Origin of the sequence: Massilia sp. MP_M2 (assembly GCF_039123635.1) — a bacterium.
In the GTDB taxonomy this organism is placed as follows: domain Bacteria; phylum Pseudomonadota; class Gammaproteobacteria; order Burkholderiales; family Burkholderiaceae_D; genus Telluria.
Genome location: NZ_JBCHJF010000006.1, coordinates 82,645 through 109,057 on the forward strand (window position 1 = coordinate 82,645; position 26,413 = coordinate 109,057).

The window sequence follows — 26,413 nt, forward strand, 5'->3', positions numbered from 1 at the left end:
ATCTGCCACATCCCTATATTGCCCCAAAAGTATTATCAAGGCAACCTCATTTGTGCCAATGGACACACGAGGATGCTGCGCAGCGCACGACGACAGGAATACGCATGGAAATAGCAGGCTGGTTGCAGGCAGGTGGATGGGGATTGCTGGCAGGCGGCGCCCTGCTGATGGGCGCCGGGATCGGGGTGCGCTATGCAGTGCCGCAGCGTCTCGTCGCCGCGATCATGGCGTTTGGCAGCGGCGTGCTGATTTCGGCGCTATCGTTCGAATTGATGGACGAAGCGGTGGAGACCGGCGGGCTCGCCTCTACTGCAGCCGGCTTCGTCATTGGCGCGGGGATCTATACCGGCGCCAACTGGCTGCTCGCGCGCAAGGGCGCCAAGCACCGCAAGCGCTCCACGCCGCAGCAGGGAACCGACCCGAAAGCCCAAGCCGGCGGCACGGCAATTGCCATTGGCGCCCTGCTGGACGGGATTCCCGAGTCGATCGTGATCGGCCTGTCGCTGCTGGGTGGTCAGGGGGTCAGCATGGCCATGGTGGCGGCGGTGTTCCTGTCGAATCTGCCGGAAGGCTTGTCGAGCGCAGCGGGGATGAAGCGCGCTGGCCATTCGAGGGGGTATATCATGGGCATCTGGGCGGCGATTGCCGTGGCGTCCGGCCTGGCGGCGACGGCAGGCTACACGCTGTTTCACCAGTTTCCGCCTGAAGTTCTCGCCGCCATCACCGCGGTGGCCGCCGGGGGCGTGCTGGCCATGGTGGTGGACACGATGATTCCCGAAGCATTCGAAGAGACCCACGATTTCGCCGGGCTGATCGTTGCCGCGGGGTTTCTCGCCGCCTTTGCACTGAGCAAGTTCTCTGAATGAACTTGCAGTGTATTACTGTTTATAATCATCCATCCAAACGGACGCCAGGTCCACCGCCTCGCAACCTCAACCCATCCTGATCATGCAAACCCAGTTTTCCGGTGGCACCTGGCGCGACGGCGCGGCGCCGCCCGTGTTGCGTTATCTGTTCGGGCTACTCCTGTTCCTTGTGGCGCTGGCTGCCCGCTTCATGCTGGTCGACCTCTTGCCGGCGCGCGGATTCCCGTTCCTGTCGTTCTTCCCGGCGGTACTGCTGGCGGCCTACCTGGCCGGTCTCGGACCGGGCCTTCTGGCCGCGTTCCTGAGCACTTGGGCTGCGTGGGCATTCTTCATGGGGCCTCGCCTGGCACCGGCCGCCATGGCGCACAGCGACCTGATCGCGCTAGTCTTTTTCGCGCTGATCCTGGTCGTCGACTGCCTCGTCATCGAGCGCATGAACCTGGCCATGCGCAAGCTGCGCGCCACCGGCACCCGGCTGCGCGAGAGCGAAGATGCGCTCGTCGCGCGCCAGGCGGAGCTGAGCGAGGCCAACCGGCAAAAAGACGTCTTCATCGCGATGCTCGCGCACGAGCTGCGCAATCCGCTGGCGCCGATCCTGTCAGCGGCCCAGCTGATCGCGATGCGCGCGGGCGACGATGCCGGGGTGGCGCGCGCGGCCGCCATCATCCGGCGCCAGGGCTTGCAGTTGACGCGGCTGGTGGATGATTTGCTGGACGCCTCGCGCATTCACTCCGACAAGCTGACGGTGCAGCAGGCGCCGGCCGACCTGCGCGACGTGATCGCCAGTGCGCTGGAAACCAGCGCGCCGCTGATCGAGACGTCACGCAGCGCGTTCGAGCTGGTGGTCCCGGCCCAACCGATCCCCGTGCTGGTCGACAGCACACGCATCGCCCAATGCGTGTCGAATCTGCTGCACAACGCGTTCAAGTTCACGCCCGAGCCCGGACGAATCAGCCTGCATGTCAGTCTGCAATCAGACCGCACGGTCAGTATCCGCGTCACGGACACGGGCCGCGGCATTTCACCCGACATGCTGCCACGCCTGTTCGACATGTTCACGCAAGAGGGGCGCAGCGGCAGCGACGGTAACAGCGGCCTGGGCATCGGCCTGGCACTGACACGCGATCTCGTGCTGCGTCACGGCGGCACGCTGGGCGCGCATAGTGACGGCCCAGGCCTGGGCGCATCGTTTGACATCACGCTGCCCGTCAGCACCGAAGTGCACAGCGCCGCCGCCAGCGTGCCGCCGCTGGCCCCAGTCGAAGCGCCCCGGCACGCGCCGTCGGTGCTGGTCGTGGACGATAACGTGGATGCAGCCGAACTGTTGCAGGCGCTGCTCGGACTGCACGGTTTCGAAGTGCACATCGCCCATACCGGCGGCGCCGCCCTGGCCGCGCTGGCAGACGCTCGCTACCAGGTCATATTGCTCGACATCGGCTTGCCCGACATGACCGGCTACGAAGTCGCCATCGCTGCGCGCGCGCAGGGCTTGCTTGACGACACCACCTATATTGTCGCGCTGACCGGCTGGAGCGACGCCGCGTCACGTCAGCGCTCGGTCGATGCGGGCATCGATCACCATCTGAACAAGCCGGTGCAGATGGAAGCGCTATTGAGCCTGTTCGATGCGCGCATCTTGTCGACCAAGCAGGCCGTCGCGTGACACGGCGCGCCGCGCTGCGCTACTTCTTCGGCGGTGGGGTTGGTGCGCCCTGCGTGCGCAGGTAGGCCACGATCTCGGCCGCCTGCTTCTCGCTCATGAAGCTGAGAAAACGCATCTTGTTACCCGGTACGACCTTCTCGCTGTCGCGAATGAATGCGACCAGATTCTGCTCGTTCCAGACGAAGCGCGCGTTCTTGAGCGCCGGCGAGTAGGCATACGCAGGCTCGCTGCCGGCCTTGCGGCCCACGACCGCATTCAATTGCGGGCCGAAGCCATTGCGTGCGCCCGGGCCCACTTCGTGACAGTTGGTGCAACGCGCGAACAGCCGACGGCCGGCATCGACCTGGGCTTGGGTCGGCGCTGCCAGCACCTCGGCGACCTGGCAAAACAGCAGTGCAACACCCACGATGAGCGCGCGCATGATCACTTGACCCGCTGCTTTTCGAGCTTGCGCGCGAGCGTGCGGCGATGCATGCCCAGCCGGCGCGCCGCCTCGGAGATATTGAAATCGGTCTCGGCCAGCACCGCGTGGATGCGTTCCCACTCGAGCGTCTTGATCGACGTCGACCGATTGGTCACCTCGATCTCGGCGCTGCCGGCAATGTGCCCGAACGCCGCTTCGATATCGTCGGCATCGGACGGCTTGGCCAGATACTGAACGGCGCCGAGCTTGATCGCTTCGACGGCAGTGGCGATGCTGGCGAAGCCGGTCAGCACGACAATGAGCATGTCCGGGTCATGTTCGTGCAGCAGCTGCACGCAGGCCAGGCCCGAGGTCTGGCCCTTGAGCTTCAGGTCGACCACGGCGTAGCCGGGATTGTGCTGCGCGAGGATGGCGGCGGCCTCATCATGGCCGGTCGCGCCCAGCACGCGGTAGCCGCGCCGCTCGAATGAACGGCTCAGCGTGCGGGCGAAGGCTTCGTCGTCTTCGATGATGAGCAGCAGCGGCTCAGGATTCGGCATCATTCAGCTCCTCTTCCAGTTCAATGGCCGACATCGGCAGCCGCAGGATCACCACGGCGCCACCCTCTGGCCGGTTCGTCGCCGCCACCGTGCCGCCAAGTTTGCGCACGACGTTTACGGCCAAAAACAACCCCAGGCCACCGCCGGGTTTGCCCTTGGTGGACTGGTAGGGTTTGCCGAATTGCGCCAGCATGCTGGGCGCAAAGCCGGGCCCCCGGTCAAGTACGGACAGCACCAGCGTGCGCTCTTCGATGTGCGCATCGAGGCAGACCCAGTCGGGCGATGCTTCCAGCGCATTGTCGAGCAGGTTGTCGACCGTCTGGCGCAGCGCCGAGTCGCTCGCCACCGGCCAGTCGTCGGCGATGCGGTTATTGTACGTGAATGCGCGCACCGGGCGGCTGGCCTGCCAGCGTTCAACCAGGCCGTCGAGAAAACCCCGTACGGTCGTGCGTTCGGCCGATTCGCCGCGCGCTTCGCCGGCCGAGAGCAGGATCCCGCTGACGATCGACTTGCAGCGCTTGAGCTGCGTCTGCATTTCGGTCAGTTCGCCCAGCAGCTCGGGGTCGTCGCGAAACGCCGGCATGCGCTTCCAGTCGCCGAGGATCACCGAGACGGTCGACAGCGGCGTGCCCAGTTCATGGGCGGCGCCACTGGCCAGCAACCCCATGCGCACGATGTGTTCTTCTTCGGTCGCACTCTGGCGCAGCGCCGCCAATTGGGTCGCCTTGTCGCGCACATTGTTCGAGATGCGCGAAACGAACAGCACCAGGAGCGCCGCATTGAGCGCGAAGCAGACCAGCAGACCCTGGACGTACAGGCTGCCGATCCCGCGCTCATGGTCGAACGGCAGCGCGAGCGGCTCGGCGAACGCCGCCAGGCCGGCCATGCAGGTGATCGTGATGACGACGATGCACCAGGTCCATAGCACCTCGAGCAACACAGCCGCGACGATCACCTGCAGCAAATAGAGGAAAGCAAACGGATTGGTGGTGCCGCCGGACAGGTACAGAAGCACGGTCAGGCTCGAGACGTCGACCAGGATGGCCATGAAGGTCTCGCCATTCGAGACCGGGCGCCGTTCGTGCCAGCGCAGGTGGCTGGCAATGTTGAAGGCGATCAGGCACGAGAGCACCTGCAGCATGTGCACCAGCGGCAGCGCGATCCCGAACAGCACGATGGCGGCGGCAATCGTGCTGACCTGGCCGATGACGGCGATCCAGCGCAGCTCGATCAGCTGCAGCATGTTCTTGTGACCGGCAGCGAATTCCACGTTCGCGGCCGCCGCCGACGGCGATATGCGCGCCGCCCTGGCGAAGAAGTCCAGCGGAGATTGCATCGAAATCCGTTCGTTCAGTGCCCCTGCATCCGGCAGGTGCGGACGCAGCGTTTAATCGTCGGCGGCGCGGGAACGCCTCGCTTCATAGCGGACCACCCACCACCAGGCTGCGGCCACCATGAGGGCCAGAGCATACCAAGTCAGCGCGTACACGAGGTGATTGTTTGGGAACGAGATGACGGTCAGGCCGCCCACCGCGCGCTCGGGCGCGGCCACGGGGTCCTGGTTCTTGCCGGCATCGACGAAAAACGGCGCCGTGCGTGCCGGATCGAAGCCGCGCGCGGCGGTCAAAGCGGCGACGTCGCGCGAATACCAGCGGTTGCCGGTCGGGTCATTGTCGCGCAGGAAGCCGCCCTTGGGCTCGCTGATGCGCAACAGACCGGTCAGCTTGACCGCCTCGCCCGCGGCGGCGCAGGCGTCAGGACCGGCCGTGCGCGCCGGGAAGCGCGTGGCGATGTCGCCCGAAGACGGGATGAAGCCGCGGTTGACAAAGATGATGTGGCCCTCGTCCGCGCAGAACGGCGTGAGCAGCCAGAAGCCCGCGCCCAGCTCGGACAAAGCCTGGACGGGTGCGGTAAATTGGTAGAGATAATGACCCGACAGGGCAACAGCCCGGTACTCGTCGGATTCTTTGGAAATCTGCGGCCACTGCGCCACCGGAGGAAGCGCAGCAGGCGCCGCATGAACGCGTGCATCGACGCGTTCGATCAGGTCCAGTTTCCATTGCAGGCGAATCACCTGCCAGGTCCCCAGAACTGCAAACAGCACGAGCAGCAGCAAGGCCAGCACCGCCACCAGGCGTCGCACAAAGGGCGAACGCCGTGGCGGGGGCTGATCGGGCGCCGACAGGGTCGGCGACTGCTGCTCGTGCATCACCATCGTCAGGTCATGTCGGAGGTGTTTTCAGCACCCATGCCCGGCATCATGTTGGTGTTCATGTGGTGCATGACCCAGATCGAGCCCGACATCACGATGACCAGCAGCACGAGGGTCAGGATCAGCGCCATCATGTTCCAGCCGCCTTCCGCCTTCGAATTCAGGTGAAGGAAGTAGATCATCTGGACCACCAGCTGGACCGCGGCAAAGCCGAGGATGACCCAGCGGGTCATGTCCGGGGCCAGCACGTTGCCCATCACCAGCCAGAACGGAATCGCCGTGAGAATGACCGACAGGATGAAGCCGATCGCGTAATCCTTGCCACTGTAGTGGATCTGGTAGCTGTCGTGACCATGATGATCATGACCATGCTCGTTGTGATGATCGCTCATGGCAGCACTCCCATCAGGTAGACAAAGGTAAACACGAAGATCCAGACCAGATCCAGGAAGTGCCAGAACAGCGACAGGCAAGCCAGGCGACGGAAGTTTTCCGGCGTCAGGCCGTGCTTGGACAGCTGCACGAACAGGGTCACCAGCCAGACGATGCCGAACAGCACGTGCAGGCCATGGGTGCCGACCAGCGAGAAGAACGCGGTCAAAAAGCCCGAGCGCTGTGGACCGGCGCCCAGGTGGATCAGGTGCTGGAATTCATAGATTTCCAGCGACAGGAACGCCACGCCCAGCAGGCCGGTCGCGATCAGCCACAGCTTGGTCTTGCCCAAGTTCTTGGCTTGCGCCGCGATCATGGCCATGCCGAAGGTGATCGACGACACCAGCAGGAACGCGGTATTGAGCGCGATCAGCGGCAGTTCGAACAGCTCGGCACCGGTCGGGCCGCCCGCATAGTTGCGGCCCAGCACGGCGTAGCTGGCGAAGAGCGATGCGAACAGCAGGCAGTCGCTCATCAGGTAGAGCCAGAAGCCGAGCAACGTGCCCTGCTCCGGGTGGTGTTCCCGCGCCATGTAGCGCGCGGTCACTTCGGCGGGTGTCAACCCGCCCGTCATGGTTGCTTTAATTTCAGACATGGCTTTCCAGCATACGAGTACGTGCGGTTTCGGTTTTCAGGACTTCTTCAGCCGGAATGTAGAAATCGCGCTTGTAGTTGAAGGTATGGGCAATGATCGTGCCGAGCAGGACAATGAACGCCACGATGACCGCGGCCCACATATGCCAGATGATGGCAAAGCCGACCGCGCACGCCAGTGCCGAGATCACGAATCCGGCCCAGGTGTTCTTCGGCATGTGGATCGCAACGAAATCGGCCAATGGACGCTGGTAACCGTTCTTCTTCATGTCGGCGAAGGTGTCGTTGTCGTGCACCACCGGCGTGAACGCGAAGTTGTAGTCCGGCGGTGGCGACGAGGTCGACCATTCCAGCGTACGGCCATTCCACGGATCGCCAGTGAAATCGCGCAGACGTGCAGTGTTGCGGTCACGGAAGCTGACATACAGTTGCATCAGCAGCGCGCCGATACCACCGGCAATCATCAGGGTACCCAGGAACGAGATCTGGAACAGCCACTGGACCGACATGTCATCGAAGTGACTCACGCGGCGGGTGTAGCCCATGAAGCCCAGGATGTACGGCGGCGTGAACGCAACCCAGAAACCGATCGACCACAGCCAGAACGACACGGTGCCCCAGAATTTGTCGAGCTTGTAGCCAAACGCTTTCGGGAACCAGTAGTTCAGTCCGGCGAAGATACCGAACACCACACCACCGATAATCACGTTGTGGAAGTGGGCGATCAGGAACAGCGAGTTGTGCAGCACGAAGTCAGCTGCAGGAATCGCCAGCATCACGCCGGTCATGCCGCCGATGGTGAAGGTCAGCATGAACGAGATCGTCCACATCATTGGCAGCTCGAAACGGATCTGGCCGCGGTACATGGTGAACAACCAGTTGAACAGCTTCGCGCCGGTCGGGATCGAGATGATCATCGTCGTGATGCCGAAGAACGCGTTGACGCTGGCGCCCGACCCCATCGTGAAGAAGTGGTGCAGCCAGACCAGGTACGACAGCACCATGATGACGCAGGTCGCGTAGACCATCGAGGTGTAGCCGAACAGGCGCTTGCCGCAGAAGGTCGAGACCACTTCGGAGAAGATACCGAACGCCGGCAGGATCAGGATGTAGACCTCGGGGTGACCCCAGATCCAGATCAGGTTCACGTACATCATCGCGTTGCCGCCACGGTCGTTCGTGAAGAACGCGGTGTCGAACAGGCGGTCCATGCCCAGCATTGCCAGCACGGCGGTCAGGATCGGGAAGGTCACGACGATCAGGATGTTGGTGCACAGCGAGGTCCAGACGAAGACTGGCATCTTCATCAGGCCCATGCCCGGTGCACGCATCTTGATGATGGTGACGATCAGGTTCACACCGGACAGCAAGGTACCGACACCGGCAATCTGCAATGACCAGATGTAGTAGTCGACGCCCACCCCCGGACTGGCCAGGATGCCCGACAGCGGCGGATACGCGAGCCAGCCGGTACGTGCGAATTCACCGACGAACAGCGAGGCCATGATCAGCACGGCGCCCATCGTGGTCATCCAGAACGAGAAGTTGTTCAGGAACGGGAACGCCACGTCGCGCGCACCGATCTGCAGTGGCACCACATAGTTCATCAGACCCGTCACGAACGGCATCGCCACGAAGAAGATCATGATCACGCCGTGGGCGGTGAAGACCTGGTCGTAGTGGTGCGGCGGCAGGAAGCCGGCGTTGTCGCCAAAGGCGAGCGCCTGCTGGGCACGCATCATCAGGGCATCGGCAAAGCCGCGCAGCAGCATGACCAGACCGAGGATCATGTACATGATGCCGATTTTCTTGTGGTCGATACTGGTGATCCAGTCTTTCCACAAGGAGCCCCACAGGCGGAAGTAGGTCAGGATGCCCACGAGGGCAATACCGCCTACGATCACACCTGCGAAGGTAGCAAGCAGGATCGGCTCATGGAAGGGAATCGCATCCCAGCCAAGCCGCCCGAAGATAAACTTCGTCAAGTCGAAAGTGTCTTGCATGGTTACTTCTTCACAGTGTTAAAAGGGGCGACGCACATTTCCAGCGCCTCGGCCAGCATGGACTTGCCATCTTTCGGCAGCTGACGGATGGCCGCAGCCATCTCGTTGCGCTTGTGATCCTCGTGCATTTGCTGGTTCATGCACATCGTGCCTTCAGCGACGCATCGGTTCAGGATGCGGTTGAACAGCGCGGGCTCGACCTGTGCGTAATGGCGCACCGGCTCCTTGGCGGTCGGTTTTTCGAGCACCATGTAGTCAGCGCGGTCGAGCACTTCGGTACCGGTCTTCATTTCTTTGACCCAGGTGTCGAAATCGGCCTGCGTCACGCCCTTGTAGGCAAACTTCATGTGCGAGAAACCATCCCCGCTGAAGTTGGCCGACAGGCCGCGATAATCGCCGGTCTTGTTCAGCACCGCGTTCAGTTCCGTCTCCATGCCCGGCATTGCGTAGATCATGCCAGCCAGGGTCGGGATGTAGAACGTGTTCATCACGGTCGACGACGTGATCTTGAAGCGCACCGGCACGTCGATCGGGGTCACCAGGTGATTGATCGACGCGATACCCTGTTCTGGATAAATGAACAGCCATTTCCAGTCCAGCGCCACCACTTGCACTTCGAGTGGCTTGACCGAGGCCGCGAGCGGACGGTTGGCATCGATGCGATCGAGCGGACGATACGGGTCGAGCTTGTGGGTACTGACCCAGGTAATCAGACCCAGCACGATGATGATCAGGAGCGGTGCGCCCCAGATAACCAGTTCGAGCTTGGTCGAATGGTCCCAGTCAGGTTCGTAGGCCGCATTGGCGCCCTTGCGGTAGCGCCAGGCGAACCAGACGACCAACAACATCACCGGAATGATGATGATCAACATTAATAGAACCGATATGACAATCAGATCGGCCTGCTGCTTTGCTATATCGCCGGTGGGATTCAAGACGACTGCGTTACAGCCAGAAAGCGCTGCAAGCAGAAGTAAAGGCAGTCCGCGGCGGACAATTTGTGGAATCATGCTAGGTATCTCACATTACATGGAGGGAGTACGTGCTACTGTACTGCCAACGGTCGCCAAAGAACATTGGACAGTTTGTCCCACCCTTTGCCATACTGCAATTTCAACATGAGTGTTACCCACAATAGTGGCGACCGCGACACGACTTCGGGAGAATTAACCATGCACAGCACCACCCACGGCGGCGACGACGCCGCTCCAATCACGAGCCCCAACAGCGGTGCACGTAACATCAACGCCCGCGACGAGCACGTCTCTCCCGGAGACATCGCCGTCGGCGTCATTGTCGGTCGTTCGGCGGAGTACTTCGAGTTCTTCGTCTATGCCATTGCCTCGGTACTGGTGTTCCCGTCAATCTTCTTCCCGTTTGCCGATCGCCTCGAAGGCACACTGTACGCTTTTACCATTTTTGCGTTCGCGTTCATCGCGCGGCCGTTCGGCACATTGCTGTTCATGTGGATCCAGAAGCGCTGGAGCCTCGACCTCAAACTGCTGATCGCCCTGTTCATGATGGGCACCTGCACCGTCGTCATCGCCCTGCTCCCGAGCTACAGCGAAATCGGCGGCGCCGCCATCGTGATGCTGGCACTGCTGCGCATCGGCCAGGGTCTGGCCCAGGGCGGTTCGTGGGACGGCCTGCCGTCGCTGCTGGCCCTGTCCGCCCCTGAAGGCAAGCGCGGCTGGTACGCGATGCTGGGTCAGCTCAGCGCACCGCTCGGCTTCGTCATCGCTGCCGGCGTGTTCGCCTATCTGATCGGCAACCTGTCGCAGGAAGACTTCCTGACCTGGGGCTGGCGCTTCCCGTTCTTCGTCGCCTTCGCTATCAACGTCGTCGGCCTGTTTGCCCGCCTGCGCCTGGTCTCGACCACCGAGTATGCGCGCTTGCTGGACAGCAAGCACATGACGCCTGCCCCGGTCGGCGAACTGATGCGTAATCAGGGCACCAACATCGTCATCGGCGCGATGACCGCACTGGCCAGCTACGCACTGTTCCACCTGGTAACCGTGTTCCCGCTGTCGTGGATCCAGCTGTACGATACGCGTCCGGTCGAATCGTTCCTGCTGGTCCAGATGGCAGGCGCTGCCCTGGCCGCGCTGGGCATCCTGGCGTCGGGCTATATCGCCGACAAAGTTGGTCGTCGCACCACGCTCGGTACGCTGGCCGCACTGATCGCGCTGTTCTCGGTCTTCGTCCCATCGCTGATCGATGGCGGCACCGCCGGCCAGAACACCTTCATCCTGGTTGGCTTCACCCTGCTGGGTCTGTCGTATGGCCAGGCAGCGGGCGCCACGACGTCGAACTTCCAGAAGCACTTCCGCTACACCGGTGCGGCGCTGACGTCGGATCTGGCATGGCTGGTCGGCGCGGCATTCGCACCGCTGGTCGCCCTGGGCCTGTCGGCAAACTTCGGCCTGGGTTATGTCAGCCTGTATCTGCTGTCGGCAGCGGTGGCCACGCTGGCCGCGCTGAGCCTGAACCGCAAGCTGGAAATCCGTGACTGATCTTTTCCAGTAGATCACGCAGTAACGACAACGGCCCTTCGGGGCCGTTGTCGTTTTTGGGGCACGTACAGGACATGAACCGGCTAATTTACTAATTACAACATTGCATTCCATCCGGCAATGTTTGCTGATAGTATGATCTCGTCTGTTGCCACGCGCACGCGCCGCCGGCCCGCGCTACAGTCATCCCTCGCGCATCCATTGACGGATGGCGACGCCAGCCTACTGAGCCTGTCGGCGATGTGGGGCGCGGCATGTCTGTCCACTGGCACAACATCACGGCGCCCAGCCCGGCACTCCGGACGTGGCCGTAGTTCACTTTGTCTTCACGATCGAACCTCCATGAATCTGCATCTGTCACTGCTGGCTGGCGCCCTTCTCGTCACGCAATCGGCCTTCGCCGCGCCGCCCGCTTGCTACAATTTCTCCCCGGTCAATCAATTCAATGTCCAGGTCTCAGCCAGCTTCTGGAACCCGATCATCCGTTACGTCTCGGCCAGGAGCAAGGTGTGCATGAAGCTCAAGCTGGGCCGAACCTCGGCGGACACGACCAGTTTCGTGCTCGCCCGTGAAGTCGACTTTGCGTTCACCAACCACCTGTTCAGTCCGGATCGCGACAAGATGGGATGGACCGTCTTCGGGCGGCGCAACTCGCCGCCCCTGCATGCGCAGATCGTGGTGCCAGCCGACTCGCCGATCAGGGATATCCGAGAACTGGCTGGCGCGTCCGTGAGCTTTCCCGGCGCCGAAGCACTGGTTGCCTACAAGGTCAATTACGCGCAACTGCTGCGCGCCGGGATTCCCGTGAACGTCGTGTTCGCCGGCAATCAGGACGCCGCATTCACGCAGCTGTTTGCGGGCATGGTCAAGGCCGTTGGCGCCAATTCCCAGTTGGTAGCCAATTGGAGCGGCCGGGAAGGCAACGCGTTTCGCGTGCTGTGGAGTTCGGCGCCATTCAACGATCTGGCCCTGATGGCCTCGCCACGGGTGCCGGCAGAGCAGGTGCGCGCCGTCGCCAATGCCTTCCTCACCATGCACAACGACCCGGAAGGCAAGCGCGTGCTGGCCGAATCAGCGACACTGATCCACGCCCCGGTGCCGCTGTCGTTCGTCGCCGCCAGCCACGCCGACTACGCGAGCTATCGCGCATTCTACGCCGACGCGCCGGCCAGCCTGCGGTGACACCCTCCGCCATGACATCGTCTTCGCTGCGCCTGCTCAAGCGTGTCTTCATGCCGCGCTCCCTGATGGGTCGTGTGTTCGGCGTGTTCGCGGTCACGCTGCTGCTGCTGCTGGCCGCCGGCCTGGGCATGGTCTACCGCTACCAGTACCTTCAGCATATCGAAGAGACGCAAGACAATGCGCTGATGCTGGTCGAGGCGGTGATCCAGCCGATCGAAGAGAGCGTTGTCATCGGGGATTACGACACGGTCAAGCGCACGCTGGGCAAGATGATCGTCAAGTCGCCATTCAACCGTGCCCAGTTCCTCGAGGTGGGCGGCGGCGCGATCAGCCTGGAGGCGCAGGATAGCCAGTACCCGGCGCCGCCCGACTGGTTCACGGCGCTGATCGTCGAACGGTTCTACGATGTCAACCGGGTCATCACCGTCGGCGGCAAGGACTATGGCGTCATTCGCCTGTCGTTCGACGTAACCAGGCTGGCGGCGCAGCTCTGGCAGCTGATCATCGAAACGGCGGCGGTGGCCTCGGTGCTCGCCTCGGCCAGCCTGTTGATGATGCGCGTGCTGCTGCGCCGCTGGCTGGACCGTCTCGGCGGCCTGCGCGCATTCGAACACGATGTCGCCGCCGGCCTGGTTACGGCCGAGGCACCGCTGCACGACGATGCACCGCTCGAGATCCAGGAAGCGATCCTGGCCGTAAACCGCGGTACCGCCAGCCTGCGCGTGCAGTATGGCGAGCGCATCGAGCTGTTGATGAATTCGCTCGTGCAGCACAAGAGCGCGATGGACCAGGCCGCGATCGTGTCCGAAATCGATGGCGACGGCCGCATCACGGTGGTCAACGAACAGTTCATTGCCAACAGTGGCCTGTCGCGCGCCGAGATCGTCGGGCAGCCGCTGGCACACCTGACCATCCCCGGCCCGGCGCCGCTGTGGATGCCCGGCCCGGATGTCTGGAAAGGTGACGTCACCATCGCCGGGCGCGACCGCACGCTGCAATGGCACCGCACAATCGTGCCGATGTTCGATGCGGGCGGCACGGCGCGTTATATCTGTATCGATATCGACATCACCGAGCGCAAGACGTTCGAACGCACGATCCTGGCCACGGCCCGTCGCGAGAACCTGATCGCCGAACTGGGCCGCGTGGCCCTGACGGCCACGGACCTGCACCACGTGTTCCAGGAAGCGGTCCAGGCCGCAGCGGGCGGCCTGGATGCCACGAGCGCGGCGCTGTTTTCCCTGGAACCGGCGCCGATCGGGCGTTCACTGGTGATCCGCGCCGGCAGCGGTACGCTGGCCCTGGCCACCGGCTTCGTGCTCGACTGCCCGCTGGGTCCGATGCCGCAGCAAGCGCCGGCTGACCTGTTGCGTCCGCTGTTCGCGCCAGTCGGCGCCGCCTACCAGGTGCGCAGCAGCGTCGATACCTGCGTGATTTGTACCGAAAGCCCGTTCGGCGTGCTGGGCGTGTTCAGCGACGACGCCCGCCAGTTCGGTCCCGACGACCGCAACTTCTTGCGCAGCATCGCGCACATCCTGGCCACCACCATCGAGCGCCACACGGCTCAGCAGCGCCTGACCTACCTGGCCCAGTACGACGCCTTGACCGACCTGCCCAACCGGCGCTACCTGTCCGAGTCGCTCGACCTGGCCATCGGCGCGGCAGCGGCGCAGACGCGCCGCGCCGGCGTCATGTTCATTGATCTCGACCACTTCAAGAAGGTCAACGACATGCTGGGGCATGGGGTCGGCGACCAGCTGCTGGTACTTGCCACCAAGCGCCTGCAGGGCTGCGCCCGGCCCGGCGACCTGGTCGCGCGGCTCGGGGGCGACGAATTTGCGCTGATCCTGCCCGACATCGTGGCAGACGACGACATCGACGTGCTGTGCACGTGCATCATCGATGCGCTGGCAGCGCCTTTCCTGCTGCAGGGCCAGCAGCTGTTCGTCTCGGCCAGCATCGGCGTCGCGCGCTATCCGCAGGATGGCGCCAACGCGGAGGTGCTGCTCAAAAGCGCCGACACGGCCATGTACGCGGCCAAACACAATGGTCGCGGCAATTTCCAGTTTTTCAGCGCCGCCATGCACGACGCGACCACCCAGCGCAACAAGCTCGAAGCAGAGCTCCACCAGGCACTGGAGCGACGCGAATTCTTGCTGCACTACCAGCCCAAGCTCGACCTTGCCACCGGCAACACCAGTGGCTTCGAGGCGCTGCTGCGCTGGAACCACCCGCAGCGCGGCCTCGTGCCGCCGCTCGAATTCATTTCGGTACTCGAAGACACGGGACTCATCATCGCAGTCGGCGAATGGGTCGTGGCAGAAGTCTGCCGCCAGCTCGGCGCCTGGCATGCCGACGGGTTCCCCGTCGTGCCGGTGGCGATCAACCTGTCGGCGCGTCAGCTCGAACAGGGCGACCTGGCAGCAACGATCGAGGACATCGTGACGGCCAGCGGCATCGCACCGACACTACTCGAGTTCGAGCTGACCGAATCGATGCTGATGGTGAATCCGGACGCCGCGGTCGAGATCCTGGGACGCATCAAGGCACTGGGCATGCGCTTGTCGATCGACGATTTCGGCACCGGTTATTCGAGCCTGGCGTACCTGAAGCGCTTCCCGCTCGATGCGCTCAAGATCGACCGCACCTTCGTGCGCGACCTGCCGCACGACAGTGACGATGCGGCGATTACGCGCGCCGTCATCAACCTGGCCCACAGCCTGAATCTGACGGTGGTGGCCGAAGGCGTGGAGAATCTCGAACAGTTGTGTGAACTCAAGCGCTTCGGCTGCGACGAAATCCAGGGTTATTATGTGGATCGGCCGCTGGGGCCAGCCCATTGCTTCGTCGCGGCGCAAAGCGCACTGCCAGCGGATCTGCAGCGCGCCGCCATGCTCGTGCTGTAATCGGCATGGGCACCAGAGCGCAGAGATGCGGGCCGGTACGGTGCCAGCCGGTCAGGCCAGCGCGGTATCGAGCACCGTCATCACGATGAACCCGATCACCAGCGCGATGCTGGCCTGGGTGCCATTACCTGACTGGCGCGATTCGGGAATCACATCATTGACGATGACGAGCAACATGGCGCCGGCAGCGGCAGCCAGGGCATACGGCAGCAGGCCAGCCGCGATACCGATGAGTGCGACGCCGAAGACAGCGGCGATCGGCTCGATCAGCCCCGACACAATCCCCATGCCAACCGCTGCCAGCCGGCTATAACCGACTGAATGCAGCGCCAGTGCCACGACCAGGCCTTCCGGCACATCCTGGATCGATACGCCGGTGGCCAGTGACGTGGCTTTTTCGAGGTCGATGCCGGCGAAGGCAACGCCGATCGCCAGGCCTTCAGGCAGGTTATGCAGCGCGACGGCCCACACGAACAGCCATGCGCGCCGCAGCGACACCTGGTCGGGATCGGTCGAGAGAATGCTGTCGGTATGCACCGCGCGGCTCAGCAGGAGAATCGCCCCGGCGCCGGCCAGGATGCCCGCGCCCACCATCAGGCTGGCTTCCCAGCTGCCCGCCCCGGCCGATGAAGCCGCGTTCAATGCTGGAATAACCAGCGAAAACGCGGTAGCGCCCAGCATGACACCGGCGCCGAAACCGAGAAACGAATCGTAGGTGCGTCTGGAAAAATTCTGGGCAAACAACACCGGCAAGGTACCAAGCGCGGTTGCCGCTGCAGCCGCGCCGCCGCCCAGCAGGGCCGCCATCATCTTCGGGTTGGCATTCATGAACTGCTCGATCATGCTGCCGATCAGGATAAACAGGACGACCGTGCAAATACCAAAAACAATGGCGCGCCGCGGGGTGAGCCAGCTCGGCATGCCGCGGTGTGGTGGGGCTTTCTCGATTTGACTATCCATGCGGCTTCCTGTAACTGATTGCCGGCTGCGGCACAGGGTGCGGCAGCCGGCGCGGTGTCGGTGAGCGGACTCCAGAGGGAGGTCATCATCGGCTCATCCGATGCGTTGATGCTGCTCTATCGTACCACTGGATGCAGATTGCATCGTGCCCGATTCGGAACCGTTCCCCGGCATGGCCATCGGGCCTGACTGCGCGCTGGCCCGACATTGGCCAGGCATCAAGCCGCTACCCCATCCAACGCATGACGAGCGGCACCAGCCAGGGCGCAAACAACGCCGTCAGTGCGCCATTTAAGCCCATCGCCAGCCCGGCGAATGCGCCCATCTCGGGGCTGAGCTGGAACGCGCGCGCCGTCCCGATTCCGTGTGCGGCCAGGCCCATCGCGAACCCGCGCGCTGCATCCGAACGCACGCGCAGCCCATGAAACAGCCAGGTCGAGCATATCGCGCCAAAAATGCCCGTGCCAATCACCAGCGCAGCAGTCAGGGAAGGAATGCCGCCCAACCGCTCGGCCACCGCCATCGCGATCGGCGACGTGACCGACTTGGGCGCGAGCGTGCCGATCAGCGCTGGCGTTGCGCCCAGCAACTGCGCCACGACGACCACCGACACGATGGCCGTCACGCACCCGGCCAGCAGCGCCGCCGTCAGGGGCAGCCAGTGCTGGCGCAGGCGCGGCAACTGGCGCACCAGCGGCAAGGCCAGCGCCACCGTCGCCGGGCCGAGCAGGAAATGCACGAACTGCGCGCCCGCAAAATATCGCTCGTACGACATGCCGGACAGGCTCAGGATGCCGACCACGATGGCAATCGCGATGGCGACCGGGTTGGCGATCGGCGCGCCCTTGCACCAGGCGCCGACCCGCTGCGCGGCCAGATAGGCGCACAGCGTCATGGTCAAGCCCAGCAAGGGCGAGGCCGCCAGGTAGACCCAGAACTGACGCAACTCGGCGAATTCAAGCATCGCGATCTTTCGCTGCGCCACTTTTCATGCCGCGCAGCAGCAAGCCGGTCACGGCCAGCGCCAGCAGGGTGCTGACGACGACGGACGCGACGATCGCCAGCCAGTGACCGCTGCCGCTGCTTGCTGCCACCACGATGCCCACCCCGGCCGGCACGAACAGCAACGACAGGTGCGCCAGCAGTGCATTGGCGGCCTGCTCGACCAGTAACTGCAATTTGGGAAAGACGATCAGCGCCGCCACCAGCAGCAGCATGCCCGCCACGGGACCGGGCAGCGGCAGGCGCAGCACGAAGACGAGGCCCTCCCCCAGGCATTGAAACAACAACAGGACCGCAAACGCCGCCAGCATGCTTTCTCCTTTACGCAAGACGGCGGCCAAGGGCCGCCGCAAACATGCAGGATAGCAAATTGTCGGGTCAGCTGGCGGTCGTTGCCTCGCTGGCGGCGCCAAGGGCGCCGCGCTTGACCTGGTCGCGTTCGATCGATTCGAACAGTGCCTTGAAGTTGCCTTCGCCGAAGCCGTCGTCACCCTTGCGCTGGATGAATTCGAAGAACACCGGACCCAGTTGCGCCACGCCAAAGATCTGCACCAGGAGTCGCGCCTTGCCGTCCGTGACGGTGCCATCGAGCAGCAGGCCGCGCATCTTGAGCTGTTCGGCATCTTCGCCATGGCCCGGGAGACGCTCCTCGAGCATCTCGTAATACGTCTCGGGCGGCGCCGTCATCAGTGGCACGCCAGCGGCGCGCAGGCTGTCCACCGTGGCGATCAGGTCTTCGCTCAGCAGCGCGATGTGCTGGATGCCTTCGCCGTTGAACTGCATCAAAAATTCCTCGATCTGGCCGCCACCCGCCTTGCCTTCTTCGTTCAGCGGGATGCGGATCATGCCGTCCGGGGCCGTCATCGCCTTCGAGGTCAGGCCCGTGTACTCGCCCTTGATGTCGAAGTAGCGGATTTCACGGAAGTTGAACAGCTTCTCGTAGAAGCCGGCCCAGTACGACATGCGGCCGCGGTACACATTGTGCGTCAGGTGATCGATGATCTTCAGGCCGTGGCCTTCCGGATTGCGCGGCACGCCTTCGATGAAGCGAAAGTCGATGTCATAGATCGATTTGCCGATCGTGTCGCCTTCGTCGAAGCGGTCGATCAGGTACAGCGGCGCGCCGCCGATGCCGCGGATCGCCGGCAGGCGCAGCTCCATCGGGCCGGTTGGAATCTCGACCGCCTGCGCGCCCAGTTCCAGCGCTCGGGCATAGGCCTTGTGCGCATCGCGCACGCGAAACGCCATGCCGCAGGCCGACGGGCCATGCTCGGCCGAGAAATAGGCCGCATAGCTTTTCGGCTCGTTGTTGATGATGAAGTTGATGCCGCCCTGGCGATACAGCGTGACGTCCTTCGAACGGTGCACGGCCACCTTGGTAAAGCCCAGCGCCTCGAATACGGGTTCGAGCACGCCCGGGGTTGGCGAAGCGAACTCGACGAACTCGAAGCCCATCAGGCCCATGGGATTGTCAAACAGGTCTGCCATTGTCTCTTCCTTGTATACGGTCTTACGTTGACGGTCATTCCGCGAACACGTCGGCCAACAAACCGCGCAACCACACATTGCCGGGATCCTGGTTGAAGCGGCGGTGCCAAAAAATATTCGTTTGCAGCGGCGGCAAATCCAGTGGCGGCGTTACCCATTCGAGCGCGAACGGCAGGCCGGCCCGTTCGGCCAGTTTTTGCGGCACCGTCACCACCAGGTCGCTCGAACTGACGATATACGGCACCGCCGTAAAGTGCGGCACCCGAAAGCGCGTTGCCGGCGCGATCCCGGACCTGGCCAGCACCGCGTTGACCCGGTCGTACGGGCTGTCGGCGGCATCGACCAGCAAGTGCTCGGCGGCGGCGAAGCGCGCCAGCGTCAGCTCGCCCTTGCCCAGTGGATGCCCCTTGCGGAACATCGTCACGAACGGCTGGCGAAACAGGTGCCGCTGGTACAGCGCATCGGACACATCCTCGAACGGGCCCACCGCCAGGTCGACCCGCCCGCCTTCCATCTCTTCCTTCAGCGTCGCCGCGCCCACACGCACCGAACTGAGTTCGACGTGCGGCGCCAGCTGTCGGCAGCGCTCGATCAGCGTCGGCATGAAGTACACCTCGCCGACATCGGTCATTGCCAGCACGAAGCGGCGACTGCTCGTGCCCGGCTCGAACCGGCTGCGCTGGTTCAGCGCCAGCGCCACCTGCGCCATCGCCGCGCCGATCGGTTCGGCCATCTGCGTCGCCAGCGGCGTCGGCTGCATCCCGCTGGCCGTGCGCACGAACAGCTCGTCACCAAACGCGCGCCGCAGTCGCGCCAGTGCATTGCTCACCGCCGACTGGCTCAGGCCAAGGCGGCGGGCGGCGCTGGAAATCTGGCGCTCCCGGTAGACTTCCTGGAATACCGACAGCAAATTCAGGTCGATGGTGCGCGGTTCGATCATGGGTTTCAGTGTTGCTGGCGCATTGTCCACGGGTGGTGGTGGTCGAGGCCAGCAGTATTCATCGAATCAATAGTCTACATTTTTCTATTCATCTCGTAAAACTGGCGGGATTATTCTAGAGTGCTGCCATCGACCCGCAATCGCACGCCCAACACCTGTCCCAGGAGACCCAGCATGACCCACCCGTCCGGTTACCTGTCCGGCTTCGGCAACGAATTCGCCACCGAAGCGCTGCCCGGCGCTCTGCCGCAGCACCGCAATTCGCCGCAGCAAGTGGCCTACGGACTGTATGCCGAGCAGTTGTCCGGCACCGCGTTCACCGCCCCGCGCAGCCATAACCGGCGCTCGTGGCTGTACCGGATCCGGCCGGCGGCCGTGCATGGCAGCTTTGTGCCGCTGGATGCGCCGCGCCTCGTCAGCCGCTTCGACAACCCGGCGCCCCCGAACCAGTTGCGCTGGAGTCCGCTGCCAATGCCGACGGCGCCGACCGACTTCATCGACGGCTGGGTGACCATGGCCGGCAATGGCTCGGCCGAAGCGATGACGGGCTGCGCCGTGCACCTGTACGCGGCCAATCAGGCGATGGACGGCCGCTATTTTTACAATGCCGACGCCGAACTGCTGATCGTGCCGCAGCTGGGGCGCCTGCGCATCGCCACCGAACTGGGCGTGCTCGACGTCGAGCCGCAGGAAATCGCCGTGATACCGCGCGGCGTGCGCTTCCAGGTGACGCTGCCCGATGGTCAGGCGCGCGGCTACCTGTGCGAGAACTTCGGCGCCCTGCTGCAACTGCCCGATATGGGGCCGATCGGCTCGAACGGGCTGGCCAACCCGCGCGACTTTCTCACGCCGGTCGCGCAGTACGAGGATATCGACGGCGATTTCGAGCTAGTCACCAAGTTCGGCGGGCGGCTGTGGCGCGCGCCGATTGGCCACTCGCCGCTGGACGTCGTGGCGTGGCATGGCAACTACGCGCCGTACAAATACGACCTGCGCCACTTCAATGCCATCGGTTCGATCAGCTATGACCACCCGGACCCGTCGATCTTCCTTGTCCTGCAAGCGCCATCGGATACACCGGGCGTCGACACGCTCGACTTCGTGATCTTCCCGCCGCGCTGGCTAGTGGCCGAGGACACGTTCCGCCCGCCATGGTTCCACCGCAACGTGGCCAGCGAGTTCATGGGGTTGATTCATGGCGCCTACGATGCCAAGGCCGACGGCTTCGTGCCCGGCGGTTCGAGCGTGCACAACTGCATGAGCGGGCACGGCCCGGATGCCGCGACGTTCGACAAGGCCAGCAGCGCGGACACGCGCCAGCCGCACAAGGTGGGCGACACGATGGCGTTCATGTTTGAGACGCGCAATGTACTGGTGCCAACCGAGCAGGCGCTGGCGTCACCGCAATTGCAGGGGGATTATCAGGGGTGCTGGGCCGGCATTAGCAAGCGGTTCCGCACGACGCCATGATCATGGCGCACGAGCCGCTCGTTCGTTATCCCGAAAAGTTCCAGTCCAGGCCGAGCTTCCTGACCAGCAGAAGTGTCAGGTAGCCGAGCACCGCAAGCAGGACCAGGAAGATGATGACGACCTTGGCCACGCCGATCAGCAGCGCGCGCCGGTTCACGCCTTTGTCTTTCTTGTCCTGGTCGTAGTGCCATTTGATGGCGAAAAACATGCCTGTGCCGAGCACAAGCGCTTTGAACGTAAAGAAGACGATCGGGAACCATTCCATTGTGTGCGGATTTCCAGGCTGTTGCCGGACAAGGTCGATGAAATAAGGACGGCGCCGGCGGAGAGAGTATTCAAGCATACTACTTGAAAGCAATTTCCATACATCGAGACAAAATGTCCCAGGCAAGACCCGTACAAGACCGGCAGGTTCCGGACTGGCCACCACGGTTGAACGCGAACGGCGGGCCCCGTTTTTTGCAGATTGCGGATGCGTTGCAAGCGGCCATCATGACGGGATCGTTGGCACCGGGTGACCGTCTGCCGCCGCAGCGCCAGTTGGCAGCACGGCTGGACGTCGACCTGACGACGGTCACGCGCGCCTACGACGAAGCCAGGCGCCGCAACTTGCTGGAGGGGCGCGGCGCGCGCGGCACCTACGTCGCGGCCCCGAAAGTCGCCTCGTCACCGGTGATCGACTTGAGCATGAACACACCGCCGCCGCCCGCTGGCGTGGACTTCGACGACCTGCTGAAACAGGGCTTGTCCCAGGTCTTGACGAGCGCAGACAGTCAATCACTGATGACCTACCACCTGGCCGGAGGCAGCGATGCCGACCGCAAGGCAGGCGCCACATGGCTCGAGCCGATGTGCGGTCGGCTGGATCCCGCGCACATCGTGGTCTGTCCGGGCGCGCAGGCTGCGCTCGCCGCCGCGATCCTTGCGCTGACGGCGCCGGGCGATGCGATTTTCGCTGAACCGTTGAGCTACCCCGGCCTGCGCGCCGCTGCGGCCCAACTGGGCCGGCGCGTCGTCGCTGTCGAGGCCGACGAACACGGGATGGTGCCCGAGCGGCTCGAACAAGCCTGCCAGCGCGAGCAGCCCGGGCTGGTCTACCTCAATCCCACCTTGCAGAACCCGACTGCCAGCACGATGCCCGAGGACCGGCGCCAGGCGCTTGCCGGCATCGCGCAGCGCTGCAATGTGCGCATCGTCGAGGACGATCCGTACTGGCTTCTGGCCGATGCCCCGCCACCACCGATTATGACGCTCGCCCGGCAACACGTGCTGTATGTCTCAACCCTGTCAAAATGCCTGGCGCCCGGCTTGCGCGTCGCGTTCGTGGTCCTGCCCGACCCGCACCAACGCGCCCGTTTCCTTGCCGCGCTGCGATCGCTCGCATTGATGGCCGCGCCGCTGTCGGTCGCGCTGGCCACCCAGTGGATCCTCGACGGGTCGGCTGCCAGGCTGATGCAGGGGATACGCGATGAAGGCCGCCTGCGTCACCGGATGGCACGGGCTGCTCTGGCTGGACAGTACAGCAGTCATGGCGACGGCCTGCATGTGTGGCTGACATTGCCGGCGTACTGGAACGCCGCGCAGTTGGCAACCGCGGCAGCTGCGGAAGGCATCGTGGTCACGCCAGCTGATGCTTTCGCGGCAGGCGGCGGATCGGTGAATGCGATCCGTATCTCTTTGGGCAACATCAAGGACCGTCAAGCGTTGCAGACCGGGCTGCAACGGCTGTCGGATCTGATCGCCCGGCGGCCGGATGTGTTCAACCCAGCGCCAGGTTGACATTGCGGTCGCTACGATCATCGCCACCCGCAACACAGTGCTACCGGCGCTGACATCAGCACAGAGAGTCAATCGCTAAAACTGTTCCCACCCGACTTGCGTGGCTGATGTCGGAGCGCGTCTGGCGGCAGGTGCGCGCGCCGCCGACACGGCAGTCTTGGAACCTTGCGTCCTGGGGCTAGCCGGTGCCTGCGGTACCGCGTTTGGGGCGTCCCCGGATGCGAGCTGGAAGATGCTGACAACCTTGGCCAATTGCGCAGCCTGCTCCTGCAGTGAGGCGCTGGCCGCTGCCGCCTGCTCGACCAGCGCTGCATTTTGTTGCGTGACCGTATCCATGTCGTTCACCGCCTGGTTGATCTGCTCAATGCCGGCATTCTGCTCCTGTCCGGCGGCAGAGATATCGCCCATGATCGTGGTGACGCGCTCGATGCTGCCGACCACTTGGGTCATGGTCGCGCCAGCTTTGACGACAAGATCGTTGCCAAGATTGACTTTTTCCAGAGAGTCGCCGATCAGGATTTTGATTTCCTTGGCCGCTGCAGCCGAACGCTGCGCCAGATTGCGCACTTCGGACGCAACCACGGCAAATCCCCGACCCTGTTCGCCCGCGCGCGCCGCTTCCACGGCCGCATTCAGCGCCAGGATATTGGTCTGAAATGCAATGCCGTCGATGACGCCGATAATATCGACGATCTTGTTCGACGTGGTGCTGATCACACCCATCGTCGTGACGACTTCGGCAACCACCGCGCCGCCCTGGCGGGCAATCTCCGACGCTGACCGTGCCAGCTGGTTTGCTTCATGCACATTCTCGCTGTTTTGTTTGACGGTCGAGGTCAATTCTTCCATCGACGATGCGGTTTCTTCCAGCGAGCTGGCCTGTTGTTCAGTTCGCGCAGACAGGTCACTGTTGCCGACTGAAATTTCCTTGCTGGCCGTGGCGATCTCGGTGGCGCCTGAACGCACCTGGCTGACGATGTCCAGTAAATTGGCATTCATGTTTTTTAACGCAGTCAGGAGCGTGCCGATTTCATCGGTATTGGTCTGGTCGATGTGTTGACTCAGGTCGCCGCTGGCAACTGCCTGGGCGAGCTTGAGCGCGCGGTTGACCGGCACGGTAATCGAGCGGGTGGTCAACACGGCGACGATCGTCGCGACAATCAGGGCACCGATGGTGAGCGCGATGGAGGTCAAGATTGCCGACTGGCCGTCCGCCCGCACCTTCGCGCCTTCATTGTCCATCAGCGACTGCTGGAACGCTGACATGGCATCCAGGGCCGCCACGAACTCTGCCTGTGGTCCGCTGACTTCTTTCAGCACATACGCACCCGCCTCGGCGGTTTTCCCTTCTCGCAACAACTTCATCGCCGCGATCCGTGCAAGACCGTATTTCTCACGCGCCTGGCTCAGCGATCCGTACAAGGCCTCGCCCTTCGGCGTATTGAGTATGCTCTTCAGTTTGGTCATGAACTCGTCGGTCCGGTGCACGGACTCTGCAATCTTGTCCACGATCGACGCGACCTGCGCTTGTTCGCCAGCGCCGAGAATGATGGCATTGCGCAAATCTCGCGCCTGTACATTGATCTCGGTTTCAATCGATTTGGTGAGGATGACTTTGACGTAGCGGTCTTCCAGGATGAAGGCGATGGCCCGGTCCGACGCGTTGATGTTGGTAATCGCCAAGCCCGACAGCAAGATCATGAAAACCACCAGCAGCCCGAATCCCATGCCCAAACGTGTAGCCAGCTTCCAACTTGATAGTTTCATAATCTTTCCTTCCAAAAATTAGTCGAGCCATCATCCGACAAGAGCGGCTATGCGTGACGCGAGGAGATTGAATCCAGTTTCCCTTAAGAATCAAATTTAAACCCAATATTTGCTTGAATCAATATTTTCGACCTTGAATTCGTCAACAATTCTGATTTGTTGTTTTTTCTTTTTATTTGATGGTCAAGTGTCCACTCAATGGATCGAGACACGGCGCTGACAACATGCAGCACCCAAACGGTATGCCACGCTTTTGTCATTTATGCCATGATTCGACCGTGCGCCATCGTGGCGGACCCGGCCACGGCCCGGAATGCCCGGCCATAGGCCTTCTGCTTGTCATGTCAGATATATTGATCATCCTCGCTCTGATCCTGCTGAACGGGGTGTTCGCGATGAGCGAACTTGCGCTCGTTTCCGCAAAACGCATGCGCCTCGAACGGCGCGCGCAAGAAGGCAGCCGTGGCGCGCGCAGCGCCATCGCACTGGCCGATAACCCGAGTCACTTCCTCTCGACCGTCCAGGTCGGCATCACGCTGATCGGTATCTTTACTGGTGCCTTCGGCGAAGCCTCGCTCGTCACGCGCCTGCAGCCGCAGATCGAAATGGTGGGCTTCCTGGCGCCATACGCCTATGAAATCGCCTTGTTCATCGTCGTGCTGGCCATTACCTTCGTCTCGATCGTGCTGGGTGAACTGGTCCCGAAACGCATCGCGATGCGCCATCCCGAAACGATGGCGACCCTGATCGCCCCGCCGCTGTCGGCCCTGTCGATGATCATGTCGCCATTCGTCAAGGTGTTGTCGCTGACGACCGAGGCCATCGTGCGCCTGTTTGGCATCCACGATGCGAAAGAAGAAGCGCCGACCGAAGAAGACATCACCGGCATGTTCAAGGAAGGCACCGACGCCGGCCTGTTCGAAAAGACCGAGTACGACATCGTCTCGCGCGCCCTGCGCCTGGATGACCGGCACCTGAAAGCGCTGATGACGCCGCGCGTCGACCTGATCATGATCGACCTGGACGCCGAACGCCGCGACACGCTCGAACTGATCGCCTGCCATACCTACAGCCGCTTCCCGGTCTACCGTGGCGACCGCGCCCAGATTCTGGGCTTTGTAAAAGTGCGCGACCTGCTGGCGCAGTCAGTGCGCCATGGCTCGCTCGAGGCGGTCAATATCGAGCATGCGGTGCAGGACGTGTTGTTCGTGCCCGAAACCGTCGGTGCGATGGTGCTGCTCGAGCTGTTCAAGAAAAACCGGGCCGAACTGGCGCTGATCGTCGACGAATACGGCGACATCCAGGGCATGGTCACGCTGTCGGACGTGATGAGCGCCCTGGTGGGCGACGTCACCGTGAATGGCGAAGAATCCGATCCCGATGCCGTCCAGCGCCAGGATGGCAGCTGGCTGCTCGATGGTGGCGTGGATCTCGACCGCTTCCGCGATGTCTTCAACACCACCGACCGCTTCCCGGACGAAGAACTGGGCGCGTACCACACGCTGGCCGGCTTCGTGCTGTACCAGTTCGGGTATATCCCGAAAGCGTCCGAGTCGTTCGACTGGAACGGCTATCGCATCGAAGTGGTGGACATGGACGGCAACCGCATCGACAAGCTCCTGATCGAACAGCTTGCGCTGCCCGAGCCGGCGCCAGCCGCAGAATGATCCGCG

23 protein-coding genes are annotated in these 26,413 nt (G+C 63.1%); 8 read left to right on the forward strand and 15 right to left on the reverse strand.

The genetic code is table 11. The annotated features are described in order from the left end of the window. Positions 1 to 104: 104 nt before the first annotated feature. Positions 105 to 866, forward strand: a complete 762-nt coding sequence (locus RCH14_RS14360; protein ID WP_343026776.1) for a ZIP family zinc transporter — start codon at positions 105 to 107, stop codon at positions 864 to 866. Positions 867 to 948: 82 nt separating this feature from the next. Continuing rightward, positions 949 to 2,529, forward strand: a complete 1,581-nt coding sequence (locus RCH14_RS14365; RefSeq protein WP_343026777.1) for a hybrid sensor histidine kinase/response regulator — start codon at positions 949 to 951, stop codon at positions 2,527 to 2,529. Positions 2,530 to 2,548: 19 nt separating this feature from the next. Here RCH14_RS14365 and RCH14_RS14370 read toward each other — a convergent pair whose 3' ends face one another. Genes RCH14_RS14370 through cyoA form a run of 8 tightly spaced genes read right to left on the reverse strand, consistent with a single transcriptional unit; the run spans position 2,549 to position 9,743 of the window. After that, entirely contained in the window at positions 2,549 to 2,950 is a 402-nt protein-coding gene (locus tag RCH14_RS14370; RefSeq protein WP_343026778.1) for a c-type cytochrome, read from the reverse strand. Between the two features lie 2 nt (positions 2,951 to 2,952). Further along, positions 2,953 to 3,492: a response regulator transcription factor gene (locus tag RCH14_RS14375; protein ID WP_343026973.1), complete on the reverse strand. Its 540-nt coding sequence runs from the start codon at positions 3,490 to 3,492 to the stop codon at positions 2,953 to 2,955. Beyond that, entirely contained in the window at positions 3,479 to 4,828 is a 1,350-nt protein-coding gene (locus RCH14_RS14380; RefSeq protein WP_343026779.1) for an ATP-binding protein, read from the reverse strand. Before RCH14_RS14380 ends, RCH14_RS14375 begins: the two co-directional genes overlap by 14 nt. 51 nt (positions 4,829 to 4,879) lie before the next feature. Continuing rightward, positions 4,880 to 5,707 carry an SURF1 family protein gene (locus RCH14_RS14385; RefSeq protein WP_343026780.1) on the reverse strand — a complete coding sequence of 276 codons (828 nt, stop codon included), beginning with the start codon at positions 5,705 to 5,707 and terminating at the stop codon, positions 4,880 to 4,882. Positions 5,708 to 5,709: 2 nt separating this feature from the next. Beyond that, positions 5,710 to 6,096 carry a cytochrome o ubiquinol oxidase subunit IV gene (cyoD, locus tag RCH14_RS14390; RefSeq protein ID WP_343026781.1) on the reverse strand — a complete coding sequence of 129 codons (387 nt, stop codon included), beginning with the start codon at positions 6,094 to 6,096 and terminating at the stop codon, positions 5,710 to 5,712. Continuing rightward, entirely contained in the window at positions 6,093 to 6,731 is a 639-nt protein-coding gene (gene cyoC / locus RCH14_RS14395; RefSeq protein WP_343026782.1) for a cytochrome o ubiquinol oxidase subunit III, read from the reverse strand. The genes cyoD and cyoC overlap by 4 nt, the downstream gene beginning before the upstream one ends. Next, entirely contained in the window at positions 6,724 to 8,733 is a 2,010-nt protein-coding gene (gene cyoB / locus RCH14_RS14400; RefSeq protein WP_343026783.1) for a cytochrome o ubiquinol oxidase subunit I, read from the reverse strand. Before cyoB ends, cyoC begins: the two co-directional genes overlap by 8 nt. A 2-nt stretch (positions 8,734 to 8,735) precedes the next feature. Continuing rightward, positions 8,736 to 9,743, reverse strand: coding sequence for a ubiquinol oxidase subunit II (gene cyoA / locus RCH14_RS14405; protein ID WP_343026784.1), 1,008 nt, complete (start codon positions 9,741 to 9,743; stop codon positions 8,736 to 8,738). Between the two features lie 162 nt (positions 9,744 to 9,905). Between cyoA and RCH14_RS14410 the strand changes: the two genes are divergently transcribed. The 3 genes from RCH14_RS14410 (at position 9,906) to RCH14_RS14420 (ending at position 15,334) form a co-directional block, all read left to right on the forward strand. After that, entirely contained in the window at positions 9,906 to 11,246 is a 1,341-nt protein-coding gene (locus RCH14_RS14410) for an MFS transporter (RefSeq protein WP_343026785.1), read from the forward strand. A gap of 342 nt (positions 11,247 to 11,588) precedes the next feature. Further along, a complete protein-coding gene (locus tag RCH14_RS14415; RefSeq protein WP_343026786.1) occupies positions 11,589 to 12,428 on the forward strand; it encodes a PhnD/SsuA/transferrin family substrate-binding protein in 840 nt (279 codons plus the stop codon). Between the two features lie 11 nt (positions 12,429 to 12,439). Further along, on the forward strand, positions 12,440 to 15,334 hold the full coding sequence (locus RCH14_RS14420; RefSeq protein WP_343026787.1) for an EAL domain-containing protein: 2,895 nt from the start codon (positions 12,440 to 12,442) through the stop codon (positions 15,332 to 15,334). 51 nt (positions 15,335 to 15,385) lie between these two features. On the opposite strand, the gene RCH14_RS14425 is transcribed toward RCH14_RS14420, so the two are convergent. The 5 genes from RCH14_RS14425 to RCH14_RS14445 form a co-directional block, all read right to left on the reverse strand. Then, on the reverse strand, positions 15,386 to 16,294 hold the full coding sequence (locus RCH14_RS14425) for a ZIP family metal transporter (RefSeq protein ID WP_343026788.1): 909 nt from the start codon (positions 16,292 to 16,294) through the stop codon (positions 15,386 to 15,388). Positions 16,295 to 16,520: 226 nt separating this feature from the next. Continuing rightward, positions 16,521 to 17,258 carry an LrgB family protein gene (locus RCH14_RS14430; RefSeq protein ID WP_343026789.1) on the reverse strand — a complete coding sequence of 246 codons (738 nt, stop codon included), beginning with the start codon at positions 17,256 to 17,258 and terminating at the stop codon, positions 16,521 to 16,523. Further along, positions 17,251 to 17,607, reverse strand: coding sequence for a CidA/LrgA family protein (locus RCH14_RS14435; protein WP_343026790.1), 357 nt, complete (start codon positions 17,605 to 17,607; stop codon positions 17,251 to 17,253). Before RCH14_RS14435 ends, RCH14_RS14430 begins: the two co-directional genes overlap by 8 nt. A 67-nt stretch (positions 17,608 to 17,674) precedes the next feature. Beyond that, the gene (hppD, locus tag RCH14_RS14440) at positions 17,675 to 18,784 is read right to left on the reverse strand and encodes a 4-hydroxyphenylpyruvate dioxygenase (RefSeq protein ID WP_343026791.1); all 1,110 of its coding nucleotides are present in this window, start codon (positions 18,782 to 18,784) and stop codon (positions 17,675 to 17,677) included. 34 nt (positions 18,785 to 18,818) lie between these two features. Next, positions 18,819 to 19,724, reverse strand: coding sequence for a LysR family transcriptional regulator (locus tag RCH14_RS14445; protein ID WP_343026792.1), 906 nt, complete (start codon positions 19,722 to 19,724; stop codon positions 18,819 to 18,821). A 174-nt stretch (positions 19,725 to 19,898) separates the two neighbouring features. Between RCH14_RS14445 and hmgA the strand changes: the two genes are divergently transcribed. Beyond that, positions 19,899 to 21,194, forward strand: coding sequence for a homogentisate 1,2-dioxygenase (hmgA, locus tag RCH14_RS14450; RefSeq protein ID WP_343026793.1), 1,296 nt, complete (start codon positions 19,899 to 19,901; stop codon positions 21,192 to 21,194). Between the two features lie 25 nt (positions 21,195 to 21,219). On the opposite strand, the gene RCH14_RS14455 is transcribed toward hmgA, so the two are convergent. Continuing rightward, positions 21,220 to 21,537, reverse strand: a complete 318-nt coding sequence (locus RCH14_RS14455) for a hypothetical protein (protein WP_343026794.1) — start codon at positions 21,535 to 21,537, stop codon at positions 21,220 to 21,222. A 35-nt stretch (positions 21,538 to 21,572) separates the two neighbouring features. Here RCH14_RS14455 and RCH14_RS14460 point away from each other — a divergent pair, with 35 nt between their 5' ends. Next, positions 21,573 to 22,973, forward strand: a complete 1,401-nt coding sequence (locus RCH14_RS14460; RefSeq protein WP_343026795.1) for a PLP-dependent aminotransferase family protein — start codon at positions 21,573 to 21,575, stop codon at positions 22,971 to 22,973. 75 nt (positions 22,974 to 23,048) lie between these two features. On the opposite strand, the gene RCH14_RS14465 is transcribed toward RCH14_RS14460, so the two are convergent. After that, a complete protein-coding gene (locus tag RCH14_RS14465; protein ID WP_343026796.1) occupies positions 23,049 to 24,740 on the reverse strand; it encodes a methyl-accepting chemotaxis protein in 1,692 nt (563 codons plus the stop codon). Positions 24,741 to 25,081: 341 nt separating this feature from the next. Between RCH14_RS14465 and RCH14_RS14470 the strand changes: the two genes are divergently transcribed. Next, the gene (locus RCH14_RS14470) at positions 25,082 to 26,407 is read left to right on the forward strand and encodes a hemolysin family protein (RefSeq protein ID WP_343026797.1); all 1,326 of its coding nucleotides are present in this window, start codon (positions 25,082 to 25,084) and stop codon (positions 26,405 to 26,407) included. Positions 26,408 to 26,413: the final 6 nt, after the last annotated feature.

Bases quoted from the DNA above. Each gene is read 5' to 3' on its own strand.
- RCH14_RS14360 (WP_343026776.1), top strand. From the start codon at position 105: ATGGAAATAGCAGGCTGGTTGCAGGCAGGTGGATGGGGATTGCTGGCA.
- RCH14_RS14365 (WP_343026777.1), top strand. From the start codon at position 949: ATGCAAACCCAGTTTTCCGGTGGCACCTGGCGCGACGGCGCGGCGCCG.
- RCH14_RS14370 (WP_343026778.1), bottom strand. From the start codon at position 2,950: ATGCGCGCGCTCATCGTGGGTGTTGCACTGCTGTTTTGCCAGGTCGCC.
- RCH14_RS14375 (WP_343026973.1), bottom strand. From the start codon at position 3,492: ATGCCGAATCCTGAGCCGCTGCTGCTCATCATCGAAGACGACGAAGCC.
- RCH14_RS14380 (WP_343026779.1), bottom strand. From the start codon at position 4,828: ATGCAATCTCCGCTGGACTTCTTCGCCAGGGCGGCGCGCATATCGCCG.
- RCH14_RS14385 (WP_343026780.1), bottom strand. From the start codon at position 5,707: ATGGTGATGCACGAGCAGCAGTCGCCGACCCTGTCGGCGCCCGATCAG.
- cyoD (WP_343026781.1), bottom strand. From the start codon at position 6,096: ATGAGCGATCATCACAACGAGCATGGTCATGATCATCATGGTCACGAC.
- cyoC (WP_343026782.1), bottom strand. From the start codon at position 6,731: ATGTCTGAAATTAAAGCAACCATGACGGGCGGGTTGACACCCGCCGAA.
- cyoB (WP_343026783.1), bottom strand. From the start codon at position 8,733: ATGCAAGACACTTTCGACTTGACGAAGTTTATCTTCGGGCGGCTTGGC.
- cyoA (WP_343026784.1), bottom strand. From the start codon at position 9,743: ATGATTCCACAAATTGTCCGCCGCGGACTGCCTTTACTTCTGCTTGCA.
- RCH14_RS14410 (WP_343026785.1), top strand. From the start codon at position 9,906: ATGCACAGCACCACCCACGGCGGCGACGACGCCGCTCCAATCACGAGC.
- RCH14_RS14415 (WP_343026786.1), top strand. From the start codon at position 11,589: ATGAATCTGCATCTGTCACTGCTGGCTGGCGCCCTTCTCGTCACGCAA.
- RCH14_RS14420 (WP_343026787.1), top strand. From the start codon at position 12,440: ATGACATCGTCTTCGCTGCGCCTGCTCAAGCGTGTCTTCATGCCGCGC.
- RCH14_RS14425 (WP_343026788.1), bottom strand. From the start codon at position 16,294: ATGGATAGTCAAATCGAGAAAGCCCCACCACACCGCGGCATGCCGAGC.
- RCH14_RS14430 (WP_343026789.1), bottom strand. From the start codon at position 17,258: ATGCTTGAATTCGCCGAGTTGCGTCAGTTCTGGGTCTACCTGGCGGCC.
- RCH14_RS14435 (WP_343026790.1), bottom strand. From the start codon at position 17,607: ATGCTGGCGGCGTTTGCGGTCCTGTTGTTGTTTCAATGCCTGGGGGAG.
- hppD (WP_343026791.1), bottom strand. From the start codon at position 18,784: ATGGCAGACCTGTTTGACAATCCCATGGGCCTGATGGGCTTCGAGTTC.
- RCH14_RS14445 (WP_343026792.1), bottom strand. From the start codon at position 19,724: ATGATCGAACCGCGCACCATCGACCTGAATTTGCTGTCGGTATTCCAG.
- hmgA (WP_343026793.1), top strand. From the start codon at position 19,899: ATGACCCACCCGTCCGGTTACCTGTCCGGCTTCGGCAACGAATTCGCC.
- RCH14_RS14455 (WP_343026794.1), bottom strand. From the start codon at position 21,537: ATGCTTGAATACTCTCTCCGCCGGCGCCGTCCTTATTTCATCGACCTT.
- RCH14_RS14460 (WP_343026795.1), top strand. From the start codon at position 21,573: ATGTCCCAGGCAAGACCCGTACAAGACCGGCAGGTTCCGGACTGGCCA.
- RCH14_RS14465 (WP_343026796.1), bottom strand. From the start codon at position 24,740: ATGAAACTATCAAGTTGGAAGCTGGCTACACGTTTGGGCATGGGATTC.
- RCH14_RS14470 (WP_343026797.1), top strand. From the start codon at position 25,082: ATGTCAGATATATTGATCATCCTCGCTCTGATCCTGCTGAACGGGGTG.